Annotated in this window: 21 protein-coding genes and 1 pseudogene; 4 read left to right on the forward strand and 18 right to left on the reverse strand. The window is 32.7% G+C overall.

Translation table 11 applies throughout. The features are described 5' to 3' along the window. Positions 1-58: 58 nt before the first annotated feature. The 3 genes from ABS911_RS09555 to ABS911_RS09565 all read right to left on the reverse strand — a co-directional run bounded on the left by ABS911_RS09555 (position 59) and on the right by ABS911_RS09565 (position 4,203). Complete coding sequence (locus ABS911_RS09555) at positions 59-298, reverse strand: hypothetical protein (protein ID WP_350467381.1); 240 nt, start codon at positions 296-298, stop codon at positions 59-61. Then, positions 285-1,526 carry an ABC-three component system protein gene (locus ABS911_RS09560; RefSeq protein ID WP_350467382.1) on the reverse strand — a complete coding sequence of 414 codons (1,242 nt, stop codon included), beginning with the start codon at positions 1,524-1,526 and terminating at the stop codon, positions 285-287. The genes ABS911_RS09555 and ABS911_RS09560 overlap by 14 nt, the downstream gene beginning before the upstream one ends. A gap of 1,957 nt (positions 1,527-3,483) precedes the next feature. Beyond that, positions 3,484-4,203 (reverse strand): hypothetical protein, encoded by a 720-nt coding sequence (locus ABS911_RS09565; RefSeq protein WP_350467383.1) that lies wholly within the window; start codon positions 4,201-4,203, stop codon positions 3,484-3,486. Positions 4,204-4,457: 254 nt separating this feature from the next. On the opposite strand from ABS911_RS09565, the gene ABS911_RS09570 reads away from it, so the two are divergent. The 4 genes from ABS911_RS09570 to ABS911_RS09585 all read left to right on the forward strand — a co-directional run bounded on the left by ABS911_RS09570 (position 4,458) and on the right by ABS911_RS09585 (position 6,398). Continuing rightward, on the forward strand, positions 4,458-4,778 hold the full coding sequence (locus ABS911_RS09570) for a hypothetical protein (RefSeq protein WP_350467384.1): 321 nt from the start codon (positions 4,458-4,460) through the stop codon (positions 4,776-4,778). Positions 4,779-4,855: 77 nt separating this feature from the next. Then, on the forward strand, positions 4,856-5,167 hold the full coding sequence (locus tag ABS911_RS09575; protein ID WP_350467385.1) for an ssDNA-binding protein: 312 nt from the start codon (positions 4,856-4,858) through the stop codon (positions 5,165-5,167). A 61-nt stretch (positions 5,168-5,228) separates the two neighbouring features. Further along, a complete protein-coding gene (locus tag ABS911_RS09580) occupies positions 5,229-5,660 on the forward strand; it encodes a right-handed parallel beta-helix repeat-containing protein (RefSeq protein ID WP_350467386.1) in 432 nt (143 codons plus the stop codon). Positions 5,661-5,759: 99 nt separating this feature from the next. After that, positions 5,760-6,398 (forward strand): hypothetical protein, encoded by a 639-nt coding sequence (locus tag ABS911_RS09585; RefSeq protein WP_350467387.1) that lies wholly within the window; start codon positions 5,760-5,762, stop codon positions 6,396-6,398. Between the two features lie 157 nt (positions 6,399-6,555). On the opposite strand, the gene ABS911_RS09590 is transcribed toward ABS911_RS09585, so the two are convergent. The 15 genes and pseudogenes from ABS911_RS09590 to ABS911_RS09660 form a co-directional block, all read right to left on the reverse strand. Next, positions 6,556-7,548 carry a peptidoglycan recognition protein family protein gene (locus ABS911_RS09590; RefSeq protein ID WP_350467388.1) on the reverse strand — a complete coding sequence of 331 codons (993 nt, stop codon included), beginning with the start codon at positions 7,546-7,548 and terminating at the stop codon, positions 6,556-6,558. Beyond that, positions 7,545-7,688 (reverse strand): hypothetical protein, encoded by a 144-nt coding sequence (locus tag ABS911_RS09595; protein WP_350467389.1) that lies wholly within the window; start codon positions 7,686-7,688, stop codon positions 7,545-7,547. Before ABS911_RS09595 ends, ABS911_RS09590 begins: the two co-directional genes overlap by 4 nt. Then, on the reverse strand, positions 7,681-8,049 hold the full coding sequence (locus ABS911_RS09600) for a phage holin, LLH family (RefSeq protein ID WP_350467390.1): 369 nt from the start codon (positions 8,047-8,049) through the stop codon (positions 7,681-7,683). The genes ABS911_RS09595 and ABS911_RS09600 overlap by 8 nt, the downstream gene beginning before the upstream one ends. Beyond that, positions 8,049-8,378 carry a hypothetical protein gene (locus ABS911_RS09605; RefSeq protein ID WP_350467391.1) on the reverse strand — a complete coding sequence of 110 codons (330 nt, stop codon included), beginning with the start codon at positions 8,376-8,378 and terminating at the stop codon, positions 8,049-8,051. Before ABS911_RS09605 ends, ABS911_RS09600 begins: the two co-directional genes overlap by 1 nt. Before the next feature lie 58 nt (positions 8,379-8,436). Beyond that, positions 8,437-8,916, reverse strand: coding sequence for a hypothetical protein (locus tag ABS911_RS09610; RefSeq protein ID WP_350467392.1), 480 nt, complete (start codon positions 8,914-8,916; stop codon positions 8,437-8,439). Between the two features lie 139 nt (positions 8,917-9,055). Beyond that, positions 9,056-9,604 (reverse strand): hypothetical protein, encoded by a 549-nt coding sequence (locus ABS911_RS09615; protein WP_350467393.1) that lies wholly within the window; start codon positions 9,602-9,604, stop codon positions 9,056-9,058. A gap of 55 nt (positions 9,605-9,659) precedes the next feature. Continuing rightward, the gene (locus tag ABS911_RS09620; protein ID WP_350467394.1) at positions 9,660-9,950 is read right to left on the reverse strand and encodes a hypothetical protein; all 291 of its coding nucleotides are present in this window, start codon (positions 9,948-9,950) and stop codon (positions 9,660-9,662) included. 74 nt (positions 9,951-10,024) lie between these two features. Beyond that, positions 10,025-10,300: a hypothetical protein gene (locus ABS911_RS09625; RefSeq protein WP_350467395.1), complete on the reverse strand. Its 276-nt coding sequence runs from the start codon at positions 10,298-10,300 to the stop codon at positions 10,025-10,027. Position 10,301: 1 nt separating this feature from the next. Beyond that, positions 10,302-10,703, reverse strand: coding sequence for a hypothetical protein (locus ABS911_RS09630; RefSeq protein WP_350467396.1), 402 nt, complete (start codon positions 10,701-10,703; stop codon positions 10,302-10,304). Next, positions 10,700-15,409 (reverse strand): tail fiber domain-containing protein, encoded by a 4,710-nt coding sequence (locus ABS911_RS09635; RefSeq protein ID WP_350467397.1) that lies wholly within the window; start codon positions 15,407-15,409, stop codon positions 10,700-10,702. The genes ABS911_RS09630 and ABS911_RS09635 overlap by 4 nt, the downstream gene beginning before the upstream one ends. A 13-nt stretch (positions 15,410-15,422) precedes the next feature. Then, a complete protein-coding gene (locus ABS911_RS09640; RefSeq protein WP_350467398.1) occupies positions 15,423-15,788 on the reverse strand; it encodes a DUF6711 family protein in 366 nt (121 codons plus the stop codon). Between the two features lie 15 nt (positions 15,789-15,803). Then, a complete protein-coding gene (locus tag ABS911_RS09645; protein WP_350467399.1) occupies positions 15,804-20,702 on the reverse strand; it encodes a peptidoglycan DD-metalloendopeptidase family protein in 4,899 nt (1,632 codons plus the stop codon). Further along, a complete protein-coding gene (locus ABS911_RS09650) occupies positions 20,703-21,056 on the reverse strand; it encodes a hypothetical protein (RefSeq protein ID WP_350467400.1) in 354 nt (117 codons plus the stop codon). It abuts the gene before it with no gap. A gap of 35 nt (positions 21,057-21,091) precedes the next feature. Beyond that, complete coding sequence (locus ABS911_RS09655; RefSeq protein WP_350467401.1) at positions 21,092-21,499, reverse strand: DUF6096 family protein; 408 nt, start codon at positions 21,497-21,499, stop codon at positions 21,092-21,094. A gap of 83 nt (positions 21,500-21,582) precedes the next feature. Further along, a pseudogene (locus tag ABS911_RS09660) lies at positions 21,583-21,869 on the reverse strand (phage tail tube protein); the annotation flags it as partial.

Raw genomic sequence — 21,869 nt, forward strand, 5'->3', positions numbered from 1 at the left:
TTATCAAACACCATTGGAAGTATTTTTGAGTTACATGAGTGAAGACGTTCTGTCTAGCTTAATTTGACAAATCAGATGAATTAAACATCTTATTAAAATTATAAAAATACTCAGATTTATCAACTATCATATCTAATAAAGAAAGATCTTTTTTTCTTCTATTTAAAGATTCAATGATTTTTGCTTGTGTAACTATTGGTAACACCAAAACGACTTCACTTAATTTCCATTTATGACTATGCTTCAAAACAGAGAACAGTGCCATTGAGGAAAAAAAATAATTATTATAGATTTGCATCTCCATGCCTCTCTTTCCAATCATAATGCCAACCAATTGTAGGCATATCTGAAAGATATAAAAATACACCTTCACCCAGTTTTTTAGAATAGCTTATATCCATTGAGAATTCTAATCCTGTTCGCTTTACTTCATAAAACAACTCCCTAGCAATGTCATTTACATTCTCTTCATTCATTTTTCCCCTTTTATATTTTCTATAACTCCTATGAAATTCATCAAGCCATATTTCCTCCGCTTGATCCTCAATTTCATTAATATCCAGTTCAGGTAATTCAGATTCCTGAATCCACCTCATCCTGTTAGTTTCATACAACAACTTATTTTCATACAATTTGAGAGTGTATCCTTCATCTTCTGGATTGCTTAAGTCTAGTTCTTCGATATCCTCTAGTTGTTTGATAAATAACATATCACTTGACGGCTTAGTTTCACCCAAAACATCAAAATTTTTATAAACTGCTATTCTTCTAAGATATGGAGCTCCATTATATTTGTTAACTAATTCCGAAAATTTTTTTTGCGAATAAGATAAGTGTTCTTTTCTCAGCACAGCGTTGTATAATTCAATTCTAAGTTTATAATAAATAGCTTCTATCATTCCACTTTGCAATTCTTTAGGAACATATATTTCAGTTAATCTTGCTCTTATTTGCTGATCAATATCCATAAAGTCTGTGGTGAATTTTATTTTTTTAAAGAATACTTCCAAAAGCTTCTTATCTTGATTAACAAGTTCTAAAATTTTCTCATCTATTTTAGAATGATCCTTCCCTTTTTTTACTAAGGAATTGATACAAGTAATTACTTTATCTAAACTTACTTTTTTATTTCTATACTCAGACAGGATTTTAAATACGAGATTATTTTCTTTATCATGTTTGTTAGTTAAAAGAATAAAGGTTGTATTACTAATAAATTCCAGTTGTTTTGAAATGATTTCCCTATCTTCTTCTCCATCCTTAATAATGTTCAACCAAGACCAAAGAGTTTTCCATAATGCCTCGTCTTTATTCGTTATATTTTGATTTATAGCAGTATGTTTCACCTGGATATATGTACTTTTACCATTAGCGTGATCTATGTGGACGTCTTCCTTGACTTCGAATCCTGCACTTTCATTAATTTTTAGAGAAAAGCATTTAAGTAAAAAGTAATGAAACTGAAAATCAAAAGCAATTATTTTATCATCTGCTGCCATTTTTTCTTGAGTTGATTGTTTTCTCATTTCACAAATCCTCCACAAAATAAACTCTTTTCACTTTTTAATTCTAGTCTAACTTGATTTTTTTTTAGTAATACTCGATTAACAGACCATGGCGTTTCATTTAAACTAGAAATAATGTAAAGGCCTTTATAGAACATAATTTTATTAACCTCTCAACGGAAGTAGAGCTAACAAAAAAGATACTGTAAACATTGACAACATTTTAAACTTACTACTTCACAGAAAGTAATAGAAAATTTAATTGTTTTTTCCTCCTTTACAAAAACTTCCTATTCATAAAAATATCAATAATTCAAATTATTCTCTAAAAATTATATACTCTCAGTCCAATGACTACTAAGATTGTAATAATAAGAATTAAAATTATTCCAATTAACTGAATTAATGATACCATTAATATAAGAGAATAAACTACTAAAATAGAATCTATCAATATTTTACTAGTAAATTTTTTTAATGATTATTGAGTTCTTTAATCTTTTCTTCCGTTTGAAATAACACCAAGGTATGATGCTGTGACTGCTAAACTAAATAGTGTTCTTTCCAATGTTAGTTGACAGTTACAGATGCTTTCAATGTATAGTAAATCAGCTTATTTATTAAAAATCTTTGGACCTTTTCGCATGTTTTTGAAATCATTTTTTTGCGTGTTGTTTTGTTTAGACTTGCCACAACCTGCATGTTTCTTTTTTTATTAACTCTAATATTTTCTCTTTTGAATTCACTTTGCACACCACTTTTATTCTCAGTATGACTCTACATACTTTAAGTACGTTACGAGTTTGTATCTTGACTTAATGCAAAAAAAGTATCAGAAAAATGCTGATGTTTAAATCTATAAGTTCTTCATTAAATTGGTAATTAAACCAACTTGAACAGAAAACGTTGTTGCAATCAAGAATGTATTAACGTGTTAAAAATTGTGAAGCTTTACGCGTTTTTTTCAAAACTAGTTTCTTATGGAAAAGCTACTAGCCGAATAAGAAATCAAGATTGAATATACAGTTAGGCAGTTTATTATTTAAAGTTATTCCAATTCAAATATAACAAGCTAAATTAATAAAAAGAGCTTATTCTTCTTTTCCTAATAGAACTTTAAAATTCAAAAAAATAAAGATAGAGTTTAGTAAGGAAGAAGTCTAATTGAGGATCCATTGATAGATTCAAAAATAAACCTTCTGATAAAAATAACATAAAAGTTATTTTCATCGAAAGGTTTTTAGCTATTATTTATTTATAATAATGTTATTATATCAACATTTTACTCGTCATCCATTTTCAGTACACTCATAAACGCCTCTTATAATATCGAATTTTGATACTGATTAATTTGAATCGATTCTAACCGATTCCCCCTTTATCTATAAGGTCTTATAAAGAAGTAAAATACTGATTCAAACTATTCTGTCCGATACTAACTGATTCTATTTGTTTATTGGCGTTGGCAAATTGTTGGCATTTGACATCTTTCTTCTATAAATAATAGCGAGTATGAAAGAATTTTTTTTAATAAAAAATTCTTTCAATTAGTTTGCGTATATTATAGATACCTCAAGATAAGGAGAATGATGATAATGAAGTTATACTATAATATATTGCCACCCGATGAATCAATAATTTGTTTTGAAGATGATGGTTTTAAAATAGAGGCTTTTAAATCAGTAGTAAAAAAATTTTATGTAATCGTTAGTTATGGACTAGATTCAGTTACCTACCCTTGCAATACTAGTCTTGGCGCTCATTTTCTAGCTGATCAATTAATATACGAATATTCTAGTAAGATTAGATCTGTTAATAAATTTTTTGATTCATTTTAAATGCTTCATCTACTCTTATACTCTTACTTTTGTAGGAGTTTTTATGACTATGATAATATAATCCAATACAAAAAAATGCTCATCTAATTTAGACGAGCGTTTTTTTGTATGCTTTTTTATGAACTGTTATTCTCTTTACTTTACTTGATATATTTTTCGTAAATTGCCATGGCTTCATCAGATGTGAATAATTCGTTTAGGTCATCACCGAATGGATTTTCATCCATAGTTCTATCGATTAAAAGATTTGATATATAGACAAACACTTCATCATTTTCATATACAATATATGTTGAATTACCATAGCCTTCCTCAGTGATTCCGCCATTGTCGAATACTTCATTGTTTGCATAAACTTTAGATCCAGTTGGCGATGTTTTTGTTGAAACACCAACTGACCCACCAGCCGAAATGCCGTATGCACTGACGTCTTCATATACGCTTAAAGCCAAACCTGTGGAATAGTCTAGCGGGTCTATTTGGAAAGTAGGTCTAAAGGAATAATTATCGTCGTATTTTGCATTGTATATTTTGTCTGTATCATAATTCGTTACGAATAAATCACTCAATTCTGCCATCATATCGGCATACATATCATATTCAGGTAAGGTTTCTGGATCAATATCCGATCCAGACATGTATTGTTGCTCATCGAGAATGTCAGTAGGATCAAGAGTTGTGCTGAACTCCATTGGAAGTTCAGCTTCTGTAACTTCTTCTTTAATGTCTTTTGTATCTTCGACAACAGATGAAGTTGATTCTTGTAATTCTGGTTCATTAGCTTTCGTTTCTTTATTGGATCCGCAACCTACAAGTAATACGCTTGTTAGTGCAAATACTGCATTTTTTTTATTAATCATAATAAATAATTCCCCTTTAATTTATATTATAAGATTGATCATCATATGTATTTGAAATTATTCAAGCTATGTATAGCAAAATTACAATCTTACAATTGTTATTTTAACATACTAATTTGACAATAAACATAAGCATCTAAATAAAAAGTATTGATAAATCTTACATCTATTAAAAATATATTCAGCATCTTGTCTATATTAGCTACTTATTTAGCAATGCATCCCTCGCCTCTTTCATCCAGTGAAGGTATTTATTGCTTTACAAAACGAACGTGCGTTCGTATAATAAACACGAAGTGACCGAAATGAAGAAAATGAAGATTCAAGAATTTGATAAAAATTATATGATGATTGACGAAAAAGAAATGATTTTTGAAGAATATCCAGATAGAGAGCAATCCGATTACATACTGGACAATATTTCTCATCAAGAAATTAAAGAATATAATATAGAATATTCAGCTATGGTTCAGACAATTCATATGGGTGAAATTGGTAAGTATCGACTAGATGGCGTGCCTTTTGGATTTAACGCATTTATCATTAGTATAGAAGAGAGTGATCATTGTGGATGATGTTTGGGGCCTTGGTGAAAGTAGCTTGTTACTTATAGAGGATGAATTAGAAGACTATTTGAAGGAGGATGAGGATCATGAACGCTGCTATGATGACAGGGAAAGTAGTTTCGGATGTTAAGGTGATTAATACAAAGCACGGATACCCTTTTTGCTACATTGCTTTAGATGTTAATGGCCAGATTCGAAATTTATTGATTGGTGGAAATAAAGCTTTTCAGTTTGTTTATGAAGTCGAAGAAGGTACTGGTTTGACAGTTGGATATACGATTAATGATCGTAAACAATTGATTATTCAAGAATACAAAATTGACAGTCAGCCTACTCTTCTTGGTCAATTATGGGATTATAAGGGTAGACGGCTGCCGTTTAAGAAAACTATGTTTTAAAATTAAACAATACTTTATATTAAAAACAATATATAATCGATTTACGAAGGGAGGTAAAATAATGAACGGTAAAATAATTATATCTAACTGTCATTTTGAAGACAACGGAACGGCCATAGAAAGCTACAATTCTACACAAGATTTTAATATTTCCAATAGTACTTTTATTAATAATAATAAAGATATCAATTTATACTTTGATGAAAATAGTAATATTATTATGGATGGTAATAAATTTATCGGATGCAAGACTACTTCTATATCTTTAAATTCATATTATAGTAAGTTAGAAGATATTAAAAAGCACATTCAAAAATTCGAAGGATTTACAACAACTGAAAAAAAAGAATTAAAAAATTTAATTAATGAAATGAAAAAAGAAAAAGATAACCCTTCTAAAATAAAATTTATTTTAAAAGAGATATATGATTTCAGTAAACCAGTTGCGTCAGGAACTTTAGTAAAATTTATAATCTCTATAATGGGATGGTAAAAAAATAACCCTACCTCATTTAAGAGATAGGGTTATTTATAATTTGTCTACCTTATATTTGTTTAATAAAGTAGAATAAAATATAAAGGAGTTGTTAATTTGGATAATGATGAAAAGTTAAGCTGGAAAGATCGAAGGGATCTTATTATCGAAGCAGGTATAGGAAGTATCCCTACTGTTGGAGGAGCTCTACAAACTTTATATTTTGGAGCAAAAAACGAAAAAAGATTTAAGCGAGTGGAAAGATTTTATGAAGAATTGTACATAGAGATTGAGAGTATTAAAGAAAAATTACCTGTTATTCATGAAACTGAGAATGCTGATGAAGCTATTAGTATTTTAGAGTCAATAAATGATGAAGTTGAAAAAGCCTCATCTCAGTCTAAAATTTATAATTATAAAAAAGCTTTTAAAAATGTACTGCTTAGATTTAATAACGATTCTTTTGATGAAGAAAAATACTTTATACAGTTATTACCAGCTTTAACTGACTTAGAATTAAATATTTTGTTCAGTTCTAATAAAAATGAGTATAAGAAAGTGAGCAAAGGAGATTTCTATAATCATGACAAGAGCAATCCAAATCTTGTAATGGGAAATATAAATAGATTATCAGACTTAGGGCTTCTACACATAGTATTCGGAACTCTATTATCAGGTGGACAAGGTGCTTATATTGATCAGAGTTTTGCTGTAAGTGACTTAGGTTCAAAATTTATCAGTTTTATTTTTGAATAATTCATAAACAAAAGCAATAACTATAATGATTAGCCATATCCACCAGTATTTTACTAGTAATTCACCTTGAGTTAAATGTATAAAATCATTTAAACACACCATTTTAAACCTCCTAAAAATAACCCTACCTCAATTAATAGATAGGGTTTTATTGTGTTTATTTTTTAATAGCATCCCAGTCGTATATAATTCCTCTGAAAGTACCATTATCAATATATAATGTGTTGCCATTGATACGTTCACGAACTGAATATTCTGCTTTCTTCATTCCATCAGTTAATTTAGAACCGCCGGACCAATGAGTCGCTTGTGGGCGTAAAATTATAATATCATCTTTCATTATGTTGTTATTACGAACATTTTCGATGTCGTTTTCTAATACATTACCGCCCCATTCAGCACCTACTGGTTTAATATAAATCGTTCCATCTGCATTTAGCCAATCAACTACATAAATTGATTTGAATGAACCTAAATCAAAACTAGAGCTACGTAGCCATGTTTTTGCGGATGGTGATAATCTTACCTTATCCCCTCTTTTGAATTTAGTTGAACGTCCTTCTTTATCTGGATTTGATGCTAAACTTTTAATTACCACTGTTTTTCCTCCTTTTAACTCTAAATAACGAGCTTTCACTCTAGCGACATAAGTGTTCCAATATCCTTCTTCAATCATTCGTTGTGGGCAATTCTTTTTACTGTGATCATAATGTCTCCAAATATTCTTGCCAGCTTCAGGAGTTCCCCACTTCGGATGATCAATAAACAACTGAGCAATCAATTCAATTCCATTTGACAATGCTTTTTGATATAAGGCATTGTATTTAGGATCATTTTTAGTAGTTGTTTTACCATTCCAGTTGTAACAGTGTTCTACACCGATTGTTTTAGCATTACCAGTCCCGCGACTTCCATCACTTGAATGATAGCCATTACGAGTCAAAGGCAAACCTTGCACTGCTCTTGTATCATCAACAGCATAATGATAAGAAGTTGATGTGTTGTTACCGATCATAAAAGATATTTCAGCCATGGCCGTGGCAAAGTTTCCAGTTTCATGAACCGTAACCCCGATTGGGTCCATTGCGTTAGGACATTTCAGATAGTATTTGCTAGCAGGTAATAGCATTTTAGTAATCAATAAAGTCATTCTTCATCTACCCCTTTCCCATCTTTACCCTCATACGTTTCTTTTGGCGAAAAATCATTTTCTTTTAAGTTTCTTTCGTAAAGTTCTTGATCAAATTTCACTTCATTAATGACAACTTTATTTACTTTTTCTTCACTCATGTTTATCCTCACCTTTCAATTCAATTACTCCAACTTTAGTACTGTTAAACGAATCATTCATAGCTTTTACGGATGCTTCAATTAAGTTCTGTAATTCTGTATCAGTGATATTGATATTGTTTTCATTTAATAACTTGATTGCTTCTTTTCGAGCATTGGCCAACTTGATTGCACCATCTTCATTCTGCCAAATTTGTTCTGCAGCATTAACCGCAATATCTACTAAATACTGTTTCTTTTCTAGCTTTTCCGTCAATCCTAGCTCTTTTAAATAGTCGACCACCTTAGTAGTTAACCAACCAATTAAAGCTACTGTTACTGTTACTAACCCACTAAATAACGCTTCTTGTACTAATTCCATTATTCACTCACTCCCTTTTTCCATTCTTCTAAAACTGTGATTCTTGTTTCATGATTGTTTAAAATCACATTGTGTTTTCCCATCTGCTTATTCAACTGGATTCTATCTTTTTCGCTTTCAGCTAAATTGTGATTCAATAACTCGATTGACTTCGTTAATGGTTCAACAGTCATTTTTAAAGACTCCGAATTTTCTCGCTGAATCTTTTCGGCCATTCTTTTATCGGGATCCGATACTAGTTTTTTGTAAACCCAGATTAAAGCTCCTCCTATAATCGTAAAAGTTGTAATTACTGACGTCATTTGCGTTGCTAGTCCACTCCATTCCAATGTATCACCTTCCTTTTCTCAAATTAAAAAGAGCAACCATTTAAGGCCGCTCTTAATCTTATTTATTCATTTTGTAGTTTGTAATAATATCTATTTCTTTATTCTCATATCTGACATAGAGTTTAGTTAAATCAAGTATAATATTAAAATCAAAATTTTCCACATCACCTTTTATATATTTATCATATTCTTCAAGATATTCATTCATTTTATCTATAACTTGAGAGTAGTAATCATTATTACTGTTTAAGTTAATAAACAAATTATATTGATTTTGCCTATATATTATAAGATTTTCAGTAGATAGTGTAACAGTTGTATGTTCTAATAATATTCTTATACTTTCTTTAACTTGTTTTAAGCTTGCTGTTCGTAATTCTATCCATATATCTAACTTTTTATTTTCCTTTAACCTACCTTGTTGGTAAATAAATTGTGCTGCTTGAGCTAGAAGAACAAGAAAAGAAATGCATGCAGCAATGCTACTCCATTGAAAGTTTCCTTGATGATCAAAAAATAGTGTGAAGAATTTATCCATTTAAATACTCCTTTTAATTTAATAATAGAAGTATATCATAATAATTTAATTATGATTAAGATACTAAAAGAGCAACCGTTTCTGGCCACTCTTAAGTAATATAAAAAGATAACCGATTTCTCGACTACCTTTATTTTATCTATTCATTTACGATTTCCTTAATTTTATTCCATTTAACTTCTTCCGAGAAAAAGTCTTCAATATACTTCAACGCATACGGATTATTTTCATTTCGTATACTAACTACTTCGATGACTTTCTTCCTTTGGTCTGTAGTGTTCCTATAATCTTTTGCCGAAGAAAGTTCTGTAAATTTAAAATTTTCGTCAACATTAATATCAAAATTAACTCTTGCTGATTGAGTAAATTCTAACGATTCATCTAGCGTATGACTACTGATTTCTTTAGTTGTCTTTATTGTGTACTTTATTTCGTCAAAGTCAGGTAACAATATTTCTTTATTAATATCTACACAAAAAAGCATTAACTTTTCGTCATTTTCAAACACTGCTGTTTTATTTGCATAATACAAAGCCAACACTTTATTATTTGTGAGGTATACAAACCCGTCTTCAGTAGGTACTAGTCCCTCTTTATTGTATACACGATTGATATTATCACATTTAATTGCCTTGTCGTTTAATATTTTTAATCCTCTTTCTTTTGATGTACCATGGTATAGTTTCATTTTATTTGTACTCCATTCTGTATTTATATTCAATATCGGAAAGAAATACTAAAAATTAAATTACTTCTGTTAAATCTTGAACATCAACCCATCCAAAATTATTGTTATCTGAAAATTGAAGGTGAGCTTTCAACTCTCCCTTATCTTCATTCTTTTTAAATGATCTGACAACTCCGATTTTGTCTCGGTGCTTCATTTTTATTTCTTTATAAGGAGAAACTTTATATTCCTTGTCGATATCTACAGTCACTTCTCTTAATGATTTACCATCTTCAGTGATTTCTACTATCACCTTTTTTATTACATTTTCTTCATCTGAGCCTACTTTAAAACCATATAAAATCATTCATTTCATCTCTTTTCTTTATAGTTATCCTTTAAATATAACAATAATTATTTAAATAATCAATGTATACATTACTATTCAACTACAGATCGCTCAATCGTTTCTTTAATAACTTCATACTTAATAGATTTACCAAACAATGCAGCTAATTGAGTTTGAAGACTAGCTATTGACTGCACTTTATCCAAGTCTTCTTCTTTGAATTTAGTAGCTGAGTTAATATCACCCGAAGCAGTTAGCGTATTGTTATACTCGTTATAAAACATGGCTTCTTGTGGTGAGGTACTACCCTCTGCTGTATTTGTTTGGACTAAAATATATTTGATTTGATTTCCCACGATTCCGTTCATATTATTTTACCTCCTCTTTTTTATCTTCATTTCCTTTAAAACACAGTACCAACATAGCGTATGCATCAGCGTTTTCACCCTCTAACTCACCTTTGTAATCCTGTAAAGCCTTTTTCAACTCATCTATAAATAAAACATCATCAATGTTTATGGTTACCTCTTTATTATTTAGTTTATTAATTGCTTTCATTAGTTTATCGTTCGTTGTTTTGAATGATGTTTTTGACTCATCTGCCCATTCATCAAATTCATCAATAGTTATCATTTGATTTTTACCGTATGCCTCGTTTAAAAAAGATAATCCATCTTTTAATTTTGTTCGTCCAATACTTGCTTCACCAATTAGTTTTATTCCATTTAAAAATGTAATGACTGAGTTTAGTTCACTGTTTTTTATTTTCATGCTACACTCTCCAATTTTTTAATTTTAAGTTCTAATTCTGTGACTTTGTTTTTTAATTGTTGCATTTCTGAGAAGGCTCTACTTGCAAGTGTACTACTAACATTAGTAACATTTTCTATCGATGTAACCCTTTTATTTATCTGCTGAATTGCGTGGCTATTCATCATTATTTGTTTACTTGAATCAATATTATAAATATCATTCTCGGCATCATACATTGTTAATTCTGGCGTGTCCTGAGCGATTAAACCCAATTTAACACCTTTAGGTTTGCCAACATCTATCCACTCATAATTAACAAATCTCCAACGACTAATAGCCTCTAATGAACTCTCATTAGAGTTGACTATATTTTTTTTCAATCGTCTATCGGATTGGTTCGAAATGCTGTTACCATCCATGTTCAAATTTTTCTTAGCTACAATCTGATTTCTTGTAATAATCATCGTTGTGAAAGTAGAACTACCATCCGTCCAACCCAAACTTAATTGAAATGGAGATAAAATATTTAAGAATCCATCAGTACCCTGAACAATTCTATTTGATGATCCATTAAACAGTATATTTTGTGCTCCATTTATATTTGTGGCTCCATTTATATTACTTGCTCCGTTTAAATGATTGCCATTAAGTTGCAATGGTTTGTTTAAAGAAACTGTACCACCGGTTATAACAAGACTGGTACTCGATGTTGTACCGTTCGTACTTCCTAAGCTTATTTGTACTGGTGATAGTATATTTAAAATACCATCTGTACCTTGTACGATTCGGTTCGTTGAATTCCTAAACAATATATTTTCTGTTCCAGATATTGTCAGAGCATTTTTTAGTTCTGTACTATTCATATTCATGCCACTACGAACTGTTAAAGGTGAGTAAATATCAACAAATGGGCCTACTGTACCACCAGTTGCACCACCTACAGTTAATCTGTTTTCGTATGATCCATTTACGTTTGTCCCTAGACCAACACCGTTATAAGATCCAACTTCTATACGTGCATTGCCTTTGTGGTATTTGACAGATGCTTGTCCACCGGCTTCAAAATAAATTCCGTCTTGCGTATAAGAAGCGGTATCACCTAATATATTTACCTCTAAACCTTTACCACTCAGTTTGTACATTGACCTTACAGTATTGTCTGATTTTATATTTTCGGCATAAATCGTATCTGGATTGATATACATGTAAGTTCTTCCGAAACTATTTGTAAACGTTCCGTAAGAACTATATTCTCCATTTTGGATTGTAGTTGTTCCTACATTACGAGTAGTTCCCTCATAAATATAGTTAAATGATGAAGTGATTGAAATACCATTTAAAACACCTGTAGTAATTCTGCTTGCATCCAGGTTAACAATGTTTACTTTAGCAGCATTTAACGTTCCTGCAGTAATTCGATCTGCTGCTATATCAATTGCTTTAACAGAATTAATAAAAGCAGTCTTAGCCGTTAACCGTTGGACATTTGCATCAGTCGCAAACAATTTATCAATCAAAGATAAATCAGATTTGATCATAGCGGAAGTAATGACATCTGCTGTTAACACTCTAGTTTTTAAGGTAGCGATATCTGCGTAAACAGCTTCTAGTGACTTGGTTTTAATGTCGGTTACGAAAGCAGCTGTCATAGTGACATCACCATCTAATTGAATCCTTTTACCTTGTAGTAGAATCCCTTCAGTTGAAAGGTTAATTTGGCTGATTAATTGACCAGCTTCTGCAATTTTATCCCAAACACCCCATGCAGCAGATGAAGTACTAACCCTTTGAAAAACACCATCGCCGGATGAAAATATTTGAGTGATAGAACCCCCTGAAGCATCGTCCCATAATACTTTAGTGGTTAACTGGCCATACACTGCTCCACCTGAAACCCCCATTACTGTTCTATTCTTAAACTCTTCTATAGTCCGTCTACCATAATTCGCATAATACCAAGAAGGTAATTGATTGTCGTTTCTAGTATCTTTAATCTTACTATCCGCCAATATAGCAGCCGTTACATCACTTTGAACAACTCTTAGATTAATAGCACTATCTAGTTGTGTCATTTTTGAATTGTATGCAGCTGATTCTACTTTTGTGCTTATTTGTCCGGCTAATTGAGTTACTTGCGATTGTTCAGCCTTATTTGCAACAGTTGTCTGTATGCCTTGTATGTTTGCTTCAATGGTTACTACTTTTTCAAGTGTGGTCATGTCCTCTATTGCCGGCGACCAATCACTAGCCTTTGAACTCTTTTCTAATTTAGACCAATATATAATATCGGTAACTCCTGTAGGTACTGCAACTTGAAAACCTACCGCAATAGAATCAACATTAGATGGAATCAAAAATGTTTTTCCAGTACTTACAGAACTATCACTATACCAAGCGCCGTATCCGCTATGGTAGGTATAACCTGTTACACCAGTAGTTACTGAATTCCCGCTAGAATCTTTAACATAAATTAGTACTCTTCTCGAGGTTCCACTTTGTGTTTTATACGAAATAGTATATGTTCCACCATCACATTTAACAAAGGCTCCAATTTTAGGAACTACTCCTGTACCAATGCCATTACCAGTAGAACTAACTAGAGTAACTGATCCATCTGAATTAAAAGAACCATTTGTAGTATACATTAATGCTGTAAAACCTCTTGCGTAATTTCTTCCGCCAATTTCAAGATTACTTAATTCATTGCTTACTTGCGTAATTTGAGCTGTTAAGCCATTAGAAGTAGCATTTAAGGTTGTTTGATTAACGTATTGTTTGCCCGTCAACAACGTTTCGATTTGAACCGATGTTAGTCGCGCTGTGATTGCCTGTGAGTTTGCGTTAATTTGTGTGGTATGGCTATCCACTGTACCTTTTACAGTATTAACCAGACTAGTTTCTGCCTTTAACTCTAAGCCATCAGAAACAACCTTAATTTGTGTTGTGTGACTATCTACCGTTCCTTTAATGGTATTGACTAATGAACTTTCTGCTTTTGCTAAAAGTGCTGTTTGGGTTTGACTGATTTGAGTTGTATGAGTTCCAACGGTTCCGCTCAAAGTATTGAAAGTTGTTTGAGATACTTTTCTTGTCAATTCACCATTAATGTTTGTAATTGATACATCAACTTCTTGCGATAATGTTGCAACTGAGTTTAAAGCAGTTTGAGCGTTTTGAATAGCTGTTGTTGCATTTTTTGTTGCAGTAGTAGCATCTTGAATTGCAGTTACCGCGTTTGCTTTCGCTGTTGCAACGTCCGGTTTTAAAAACCCAACATCTTCAATTGCTTTATCTGCTTTTAGTACTGCAGCATTAGCCGAATTCGTAGCCGTAAGGACGTTTTGATTAACAATGAGTAATTGGTTGTTAAATTCCTGAGCCTTTACTTCAGTGTAGTTTTTTGCATCAGTGAGGGCTTGATTTATTTCTTGCTCTGCTTTTGTTCGGTCTTTGTCAGCTTGATCAATAATCTTATTAACTTCTTCTGCTACTTTGTTGATATCTGCAGTAGAAATCTGAGGTTCCCAAAATAAAGTTCCATCTGCCTTTTTCTTGAAAATAAGGATTTGTTTATCTGGTCCAATAATTTTGAACCATAAATCACCTTCTTTAGGATTTGAAGGTTCATCTATACCTTCAAATATTAGATTTCCACCGGCAGCATCAATTTGCGCATAAATCCATTCTATTTTTTGTTGTAACTGACTTTTGTACCCATAAGTTACATCGGATTGCGTTGCTGTTTCTGCGCTACTCTTAGCAGTTAATCCACCACTAAATGATAACGAGTAATTAAGGTTAAGTGTTTTAAATTTATTTCCTTGCAAATCTTCTACTACAACCCAATCACCAGCTTCTAAAACTGGATTACCTTGCCAATTTAATGAAAAAGGATAATAATTTATTGTTTGTATCTTTTGATATATTTTATCCAGTAACATTTTAGTCATTATTCTATTTTCTAAAACTACTTGATTACCAGTTGTATTTCCGCTTTGTATCGTTGCATCACTATAATCTGTTACACAACTAATTCCACCTAAACGAAAAAAGACCTCGTTTTTCACGAGACCTTTTGAAAAATAATTATCTGGCGGTATTGCAAAGTTTGGATCAGATAAAGTTCTAATTTCTAACTTTCCATACCTATTAAAAGTAGCAAATCCTGCTTCAAATTGAGCAATTAATCCAATCGCTTCACGATAAGTATAGCCTTCAGGTTTAGCTATCTTATCAGCACTTAATCGTGCAAAAGAAGTTGAATCAACAGCAATACCTGCTTTATTAGCTACCTCTAAAGCTACTTCACGAATGGCTGCAGGATAAGTTAATGAAGACACATAAGTGCCACCCATCATAACCATTTTATCCATGCACTCAATTGTTGTTTTGTTATTATTTCTATCCATACCTATTGCATCATTGATAATAAAAATACCCATCGGAACATATTCAATTGCACCACTAGATAATTTAATACCAATTTCATAGGATACTTCATCTAATTCTTTTAAACCTTCTACTAATTCACTAAACGTTATTTTAATAGAATTTGAATACGTTGAACCAATAGCAAAAACTTCGCCGGACAAACTTCCGGAATCATATTCAACAGAAACAACATTGTCATTATCAAATGTTCGATTCCCAATTTTTATTCTTACATAAATGGTTCTTTCAAGCTTCATAAACGCATTCTTTAATTCATTACTTACTGTTAACACATAACATCACCTCCTACTGTTCAATGAAATTCATGGATAAACCTTCCCACTTCATTGATTTATATTTGTCATTCCAGGAATAAGAAGGAGCAGATCTGTCTCCTACATAAAATGTTCCTGTCCTTTGACCACCTGACATAGCATCTGGATAAGTTACAGAAAAGAACGAAGCATTGACCGCTTGTAGAATTGAGGATATTTCTCCATCGCTAAGCGAACCCCATTCTAATTCCATTTTACGAATGCCAGTACGAATAATGTCTCTTGTCATTTTCCCTTTTGCATTACGAGTTGATTCTCCATCTAGATCCATCACACCAAAATTGAATGATTTAGGTTGTTTTACAGTAACACCATTTATTGCTAATGAGCCAGCCAAAAAAATACCCCCTCTCTACATAATAATTTGCGGTTTACCGGTTTTCTTTGTTTGTTTATTGATACTCTTTATAGCTATTCTTCCAAATGTATCTGAATCAACGACCATCGTTACTTCGATTGGTCCACTGTCATTAGTTGAACTTTGTTTCTCGCCCATGACCATCGTGAAAGCTTTCTTAACAGCATTACCCATTGAGTCAGCCATACTTTCAAATTGATCACTACTTCCTGACCCATCAAATGTTCCACCTTCAAATGCAAATGATTCATAAGAAGGTTGTAAGGCAGTTGGCATTGTTAAATCTCCAAAGTCCATACCCAAATAGTCAAGTGACTGACCTATAAGTTCAAGCGCGCGACTTGGTTTGGTTAAAGGAATGACCATTTCATCATTATTTCCTTCACCGACTCTAATCATTTGCTCCTCCGATATTAAACCACCATTTTCATAACCATGGCCATGTCCAATAACACTCAACATTTTCTTGGCTCCATAACGGCTCTTAGCATAGTTAATTGCTGCTAAAGAGTTATCATAACCATTGAAAATATTGTTATGCCCTTTGTGTTTATAGGCATTGAATGTTGCTGAAATAGTTTGTAACAAACCTTTAGCCAAGTCACCAGTTTTATTATTTATGTCTCCAATGTTCCCCTGGATAGCTTTTTCATTCCCACCAGATTCTGATTGTACTTGTTTAAGCCATGCATTTGTATACAATGCCGTTGATGGTAATCCATTCATTGATAAAGCACGTTTGATTGTAGAGGTCCATCTGGCTACTCCGCTTCCTTGTGGGCTATTTGATTCACCACCAGTACCAGATAAAGGATTAATGGGTTTCCCGTCTTTGCGAACTTCATAATGGACATGAGGACCAGTACTTGCTCCTGTGCTACCCATTAAACCAATCTTTTGACCTGCTTTGATATTGTCTCCTTTATCAACTAACGCTTTTGATAAATGAGCATAAATATAATCGTAAACGCCTTTAGAAGCTTTAACCATCGTTCCAAAACCATTTCCACTAGGACCAGCAGCCGTTACTTTACCACTTTTTTGTGCATGAATCGGGTGTCCAATACCTTGTCCTCCACCATAATCGACACCAGCATGAAGTTTACGTACGCCAGTAATTGGATGAATACGATAACCAAAATCAGAAGTCTTTGTTAAACCTTTGAAGTTTACGCCACCTGTACCGTTATCAAAAGCAAAAGCATCTTTTACCATTTGGATAGCTCCAGATGAAGCAGTAGCGATAGCACCTTTTGCAATAGATACACCAGGGTCTTTTGCTTTACTCAAATTTGTAAATTTAGAAATAGCATTTTTAACGAGTTCTTCTGGTTTTTTGACATAGTCCCATACATCTCCAGCCATTTCTTTAGCACCATTCCATTTTTCACTAATCCAATCTCCAACACCATTTTTGTAGTGCGGTATTTGTTCTTTAGCTGTTCTAGCGGCAGTTAGGACTTTCGTATTAGCAGGCATATCAACCATCATATTACGAATCTTAGGGAATAAACCTCTTGTACCATCTGGTAATTCGTAGGCTTCCTGATATACTGACCCACTTGCGTCATTAACTAACGCTGGACCACCAGGATGTCGGTTTGTTCCTTTAGCATATTCTGGTACCTTCCATTCAGCTAATTTTTTATCAGAACCAACCTTGCTTAGTACCCAATTGACCCCTTTAATCGTTCCATTAACACCTTTTCCAAGTACGTTTACTAGACCTTGTGACATTTCTTTTGCTGCTTTCTTAACGCCATCTATTCCTTTTCTTAAACCTTCAGCTATTTTACCGCCTAAGCCAGTGGCCCATGAAACGACTTGATCAAAACCTTTTCGTGAATTTTCTTTAATGCCATCCATGTATTCACCTGTTTTAGATTTCATTATAGACCAGGCACTGACAGCATTATTCTTTGCTTCTGAAGCTTTAATAGAAATTGCATCTTTCGTTTCAGACCATTTTGTACTAGTTGCTGATCGTATTTCTTCCCATTTTGTAGATGTGTTTGAAGATAATTCTTTCCATTTTGAGGAAGCAGCATCATAGGCCGATTTAGCTTTTTCTGAAACTTTAGAACTTACAGCATCAAATATTTCTTTCGTTTTGGCTCCTACTTTTCCAAACCAATTACTGGTAGCTGTGTACATTTCACTAAATTTTGTTGATACTGCATTTTTAGCAGCTCCAACATTATCAGAAATTGTCTTACTCAATTTAGGGAAAATTTTAGAAGCTAACTCACCTACGCCAGAAAAAACACTGAAACTTTTTACAGATATTTCATCAAAGTTCAATTTCACATTGTCTTTGGCTTCTTTTGATCCACCAGTAATGTATTCAGCAATTTTTCCCCAAATTTCACCAGACTTCTCTTTTAAATCCGTGAACTTTTCTTTGGACTTGTCTGATAAATCTGAGAAAGCTTTTTTAGGGTCCTCTACTGCATCAGCAAGAAATTTAAATGCATCTCTAATAGATTCTAGTTCACTAACTAAACGTTTCCCTGCAAATTCTCCCATTGGTTTTAATAGATTTTCCCATAACCAAGAAAGAATGGGTTTCGCTTTTTCAATAACGTTACCTAAAAGTCTAAATGCTTCAGATATAGCATCTACTGCCACTGGTAATGCGTTTTCTATAGCCCATTTAGCTATTGGAAGGAGTATTTTTTCATATAACCAACTCAATGCATCACCAATAGTACTAATTATTGGTCTGACATTACTAAACAATCCAGCTATCGAAGTTAGTAATGGTGTGAAATCTAATTTATCAGCCCATTCTTCAGTAGCTTTTGACATCTGTTTGATATCCTCTAGTAAATCTCCGACAACACCTAAAATATTGTCAAATATCCGGTAGCCATTATCATTTTCAAGCCAAGCTTCTTTCAGTCCATCTGCTATATTTCCAATCGCATTAAAAATGTTTGTATAAATTTCTAATATATTAGAAGCAATACGTTCTCCGTTACCATTATTCCAAGCTTTTCTAAATGAGCTTGCTATCTCATGTAATAATTCAAGTACGCTATTCCATACATTGAATATGGATTGAATCAGCTTAGTACCACGTTTATCATCGTTCCAAGCATCTTTAAATGCTTTTGCTATGTCTCCAATTATTTTTAATACATCTGCTAATAGAATCAATAAATTACCAACAAATCTTTCTCCAGTTCCATTAGTCCAAACTTCCATAAAGCTTTTTCCAATAGAAGAAAGCAATCCTCCTACTTCACTTAAAGCATATTTCCAGGCACCCATAACCTTTTGGCCATGTTTATCCCAAGCTGCTTTAATTGGGGCAAATAAATCTTTTAGAATCGATTTAAATCGATCAGCAAAAGTATTAACCCAAGTAGGTATACCAGGATCAGCTATCCCAAAATTAATGCCGTTTGCTGGACCTTTACCAGTTAAACTTTCATCGTCTGCGTCTGTTTTAAAATCAAGTGTGTTGATTTCATCAAATCCGGCTAATACATTTTGGAATTTCTTTACTTTTTCTTTTGCTTTATCTGCATTTGAACCTGTATCACTCATAGCAGCTATGTTTTCATTTAATGCATTTGCACCTTTTTTAGCAGCACTATAAGTAGTACCAAATAAAGTTGCAATAAAAGAAGCCATATAAGCTGTTGCTTTAGCTAACCAAGCAATCAAAGCATTTAAAGCCGGCATAATAGCTTGATAAATCGGAAAGAAGGCAGTGGCTAGATTAACTTTCACTTCGTTAAGTGATTTTGAGAACTGTTCATTTGACAAGACTGCTTTACCCATATAAGAAGCCATTCCAGCAAAAGCTTTATAAGCTAAACCAGCAATTAATAGTCGTCTAACAAAAGATGAGAGAGTTTTATTAATCGAATTCATAGGCTTATTCATTTTAGGACCACTCTTGTTCATCCTGTTTCCTAAACCACTAAATAAACTACTGAATTTTGCTAGTTTTCCACCACTTGATTTAAAATTAGTCCCTATATCTTTTACATTTTCTTTTGTGGCTGTATAACCGTTAGTGTCCACTAAATTGGTATTCAATTTGCTTATTATAGGACTCAATGCTTTTGCACGGTCCTGAGTTTTAGCATAAGCTTGTTGAAGTCCATCATTTTGTGCAATGAGTTTATTCATTGCTATTGTTTGCTTTTCAATCAACGATGCAGTTTTAGTAGATGATTTTGTCTCATCTCCGCCTTTGAATCCTTCGCTAAAACTTCCTTTTGGTTTTAATTGATCATTGTAAGTAACCTGCAGATTTTTAATTTTTGAACGCATACTCTCTATTTGAGCTTCATTCTTATTCATTGCTGTAGAGATACCTTCTAAAGACTTAGGTAGTGAAATGAACTCTTGCCTCATACTACGTGCTAAATTCTCTGCAGACGTTTGGTAACGTGTCATTGCGGCTTGTGCATTCGCTATTTGCTCATCAAATCGAATAACACCACTTGTATCTCCAATACTGGATGCTGTTTGTCTTTGCGTTTTAAGAAAAGCTAGTTTTTCTTGTTGAGATTTGGCTTGCATCATTTTTGCGTTGATATCTTTAACAAGGGCATCCACATCTTTGTTCACTTGAGTTCTGCCTTTTGCAAATCCTTTAGACAAATTTTTACCCGTATTAGTGCTCATTCGTTCAACAAGTTTTTCTGTTGAAGCCAATTGCTTTTCAACAATCTTGTTCATTTGTTCTAATTGTTTTTCTACATTGGCTGTACCTTTATCAATGTCCATTTTCTTTTCAGTTTGGTCCATTGACTTACCAGTTACACGCTCAATCTTAGCCATCATGTTATTAATTGACGGTAATATTTTATCAATGCTAGCTTGAACCTTTTCGACATTCATCTCAAGAACAACTTGCAGTGTCTCTAAATCCATCTAATCACCTCCTATTCTCTTTCTACGCTCCCTAGTAGCCTTTATCTGCATTGCTTGTTGCATCATTAAAGACTTATCAGACTGCCAATCTTCTAAATCTGGTTCAGGTTGTTCGATTTTTTTTATTTCTTTATCTACTAAAAACGGATAATGCTTTTCTGCAGTAGGCATTTTACTAGGATCATTAAAGGCATACATATTCAATTGAGCTGATTTATAATCAAACATTGCTTTTTCTTTCAATTCAATCTCACGTTTACGCTGATTAGATTCTATTTGAGACATTATTTCACCGAATGTCATCACCCAAAATTCAGTAGCTGGGATACCAAAGTCAATTGCTTTAGGTTCCATTTCATTTAATAAATCAGTAGCTCTATCGTAAGTTTTTAGTCCAGGAGAGTGCTTGTCTCTTCCATTTCCTCTACTTCTTCCAGAAGAACTAATCCCCCATCTTTGTTCTCTTCTTCCGTCTTTTCCTTTCCGAAAAAACCAGATTCTTCCAATAATTCTTGGATAGTAGTCATCAAATCAGTAGTACTATTACCATCCTCTAAATAAATATCTAGCAACTCAAACATGTCTGATTCTTTTATGCCATGTGTAGTATTAGCAGCTTGTAAAATTAATAGCATTTCACCAGTTTTAGGGAACGTCATCTTTCCGTTATCAACAAATAATCCTAATAAGTTCTTGTTTAATTTATTTTCAATTTGAACAATTGTCTTACCGTCTAATCGTAAAACGAGTTCTTTCCCACCAAAATAAACTTTCTTTGTTTTCAATAAAGTAGCCATTATAATTTCCTCCAATTTTTATATAAAAATAAAGAAGACTAGATTTAACTAGCCTTCATAGTGTTTTTTCTGTTTTAATTTGATTAAGCTGTTGGTGACGGTACAAAATCTGGACCTTTAGAAACTACGACTACAATTGAAAATGCTAATGCTCCATTGATTTCAGCTCCACTAAAGATGAGTGAGAAGCTACCAGTGAATGTGAATGATGTGCCATCTGGGTAAGAAATTTTCCAATCATAAACAGTATCTGTTTTTTCAGCAGCTTTTAAAGTATTAAAAATAGATTTACGATATACAGAAGCAAACGTTAAATTGTCTTGATCTTGTAAACCTTTAATATATTTACGGTTACCATCTGCTAAAGTCG

The organism is Carnobacterium sp., assembly GCF_040274425.1.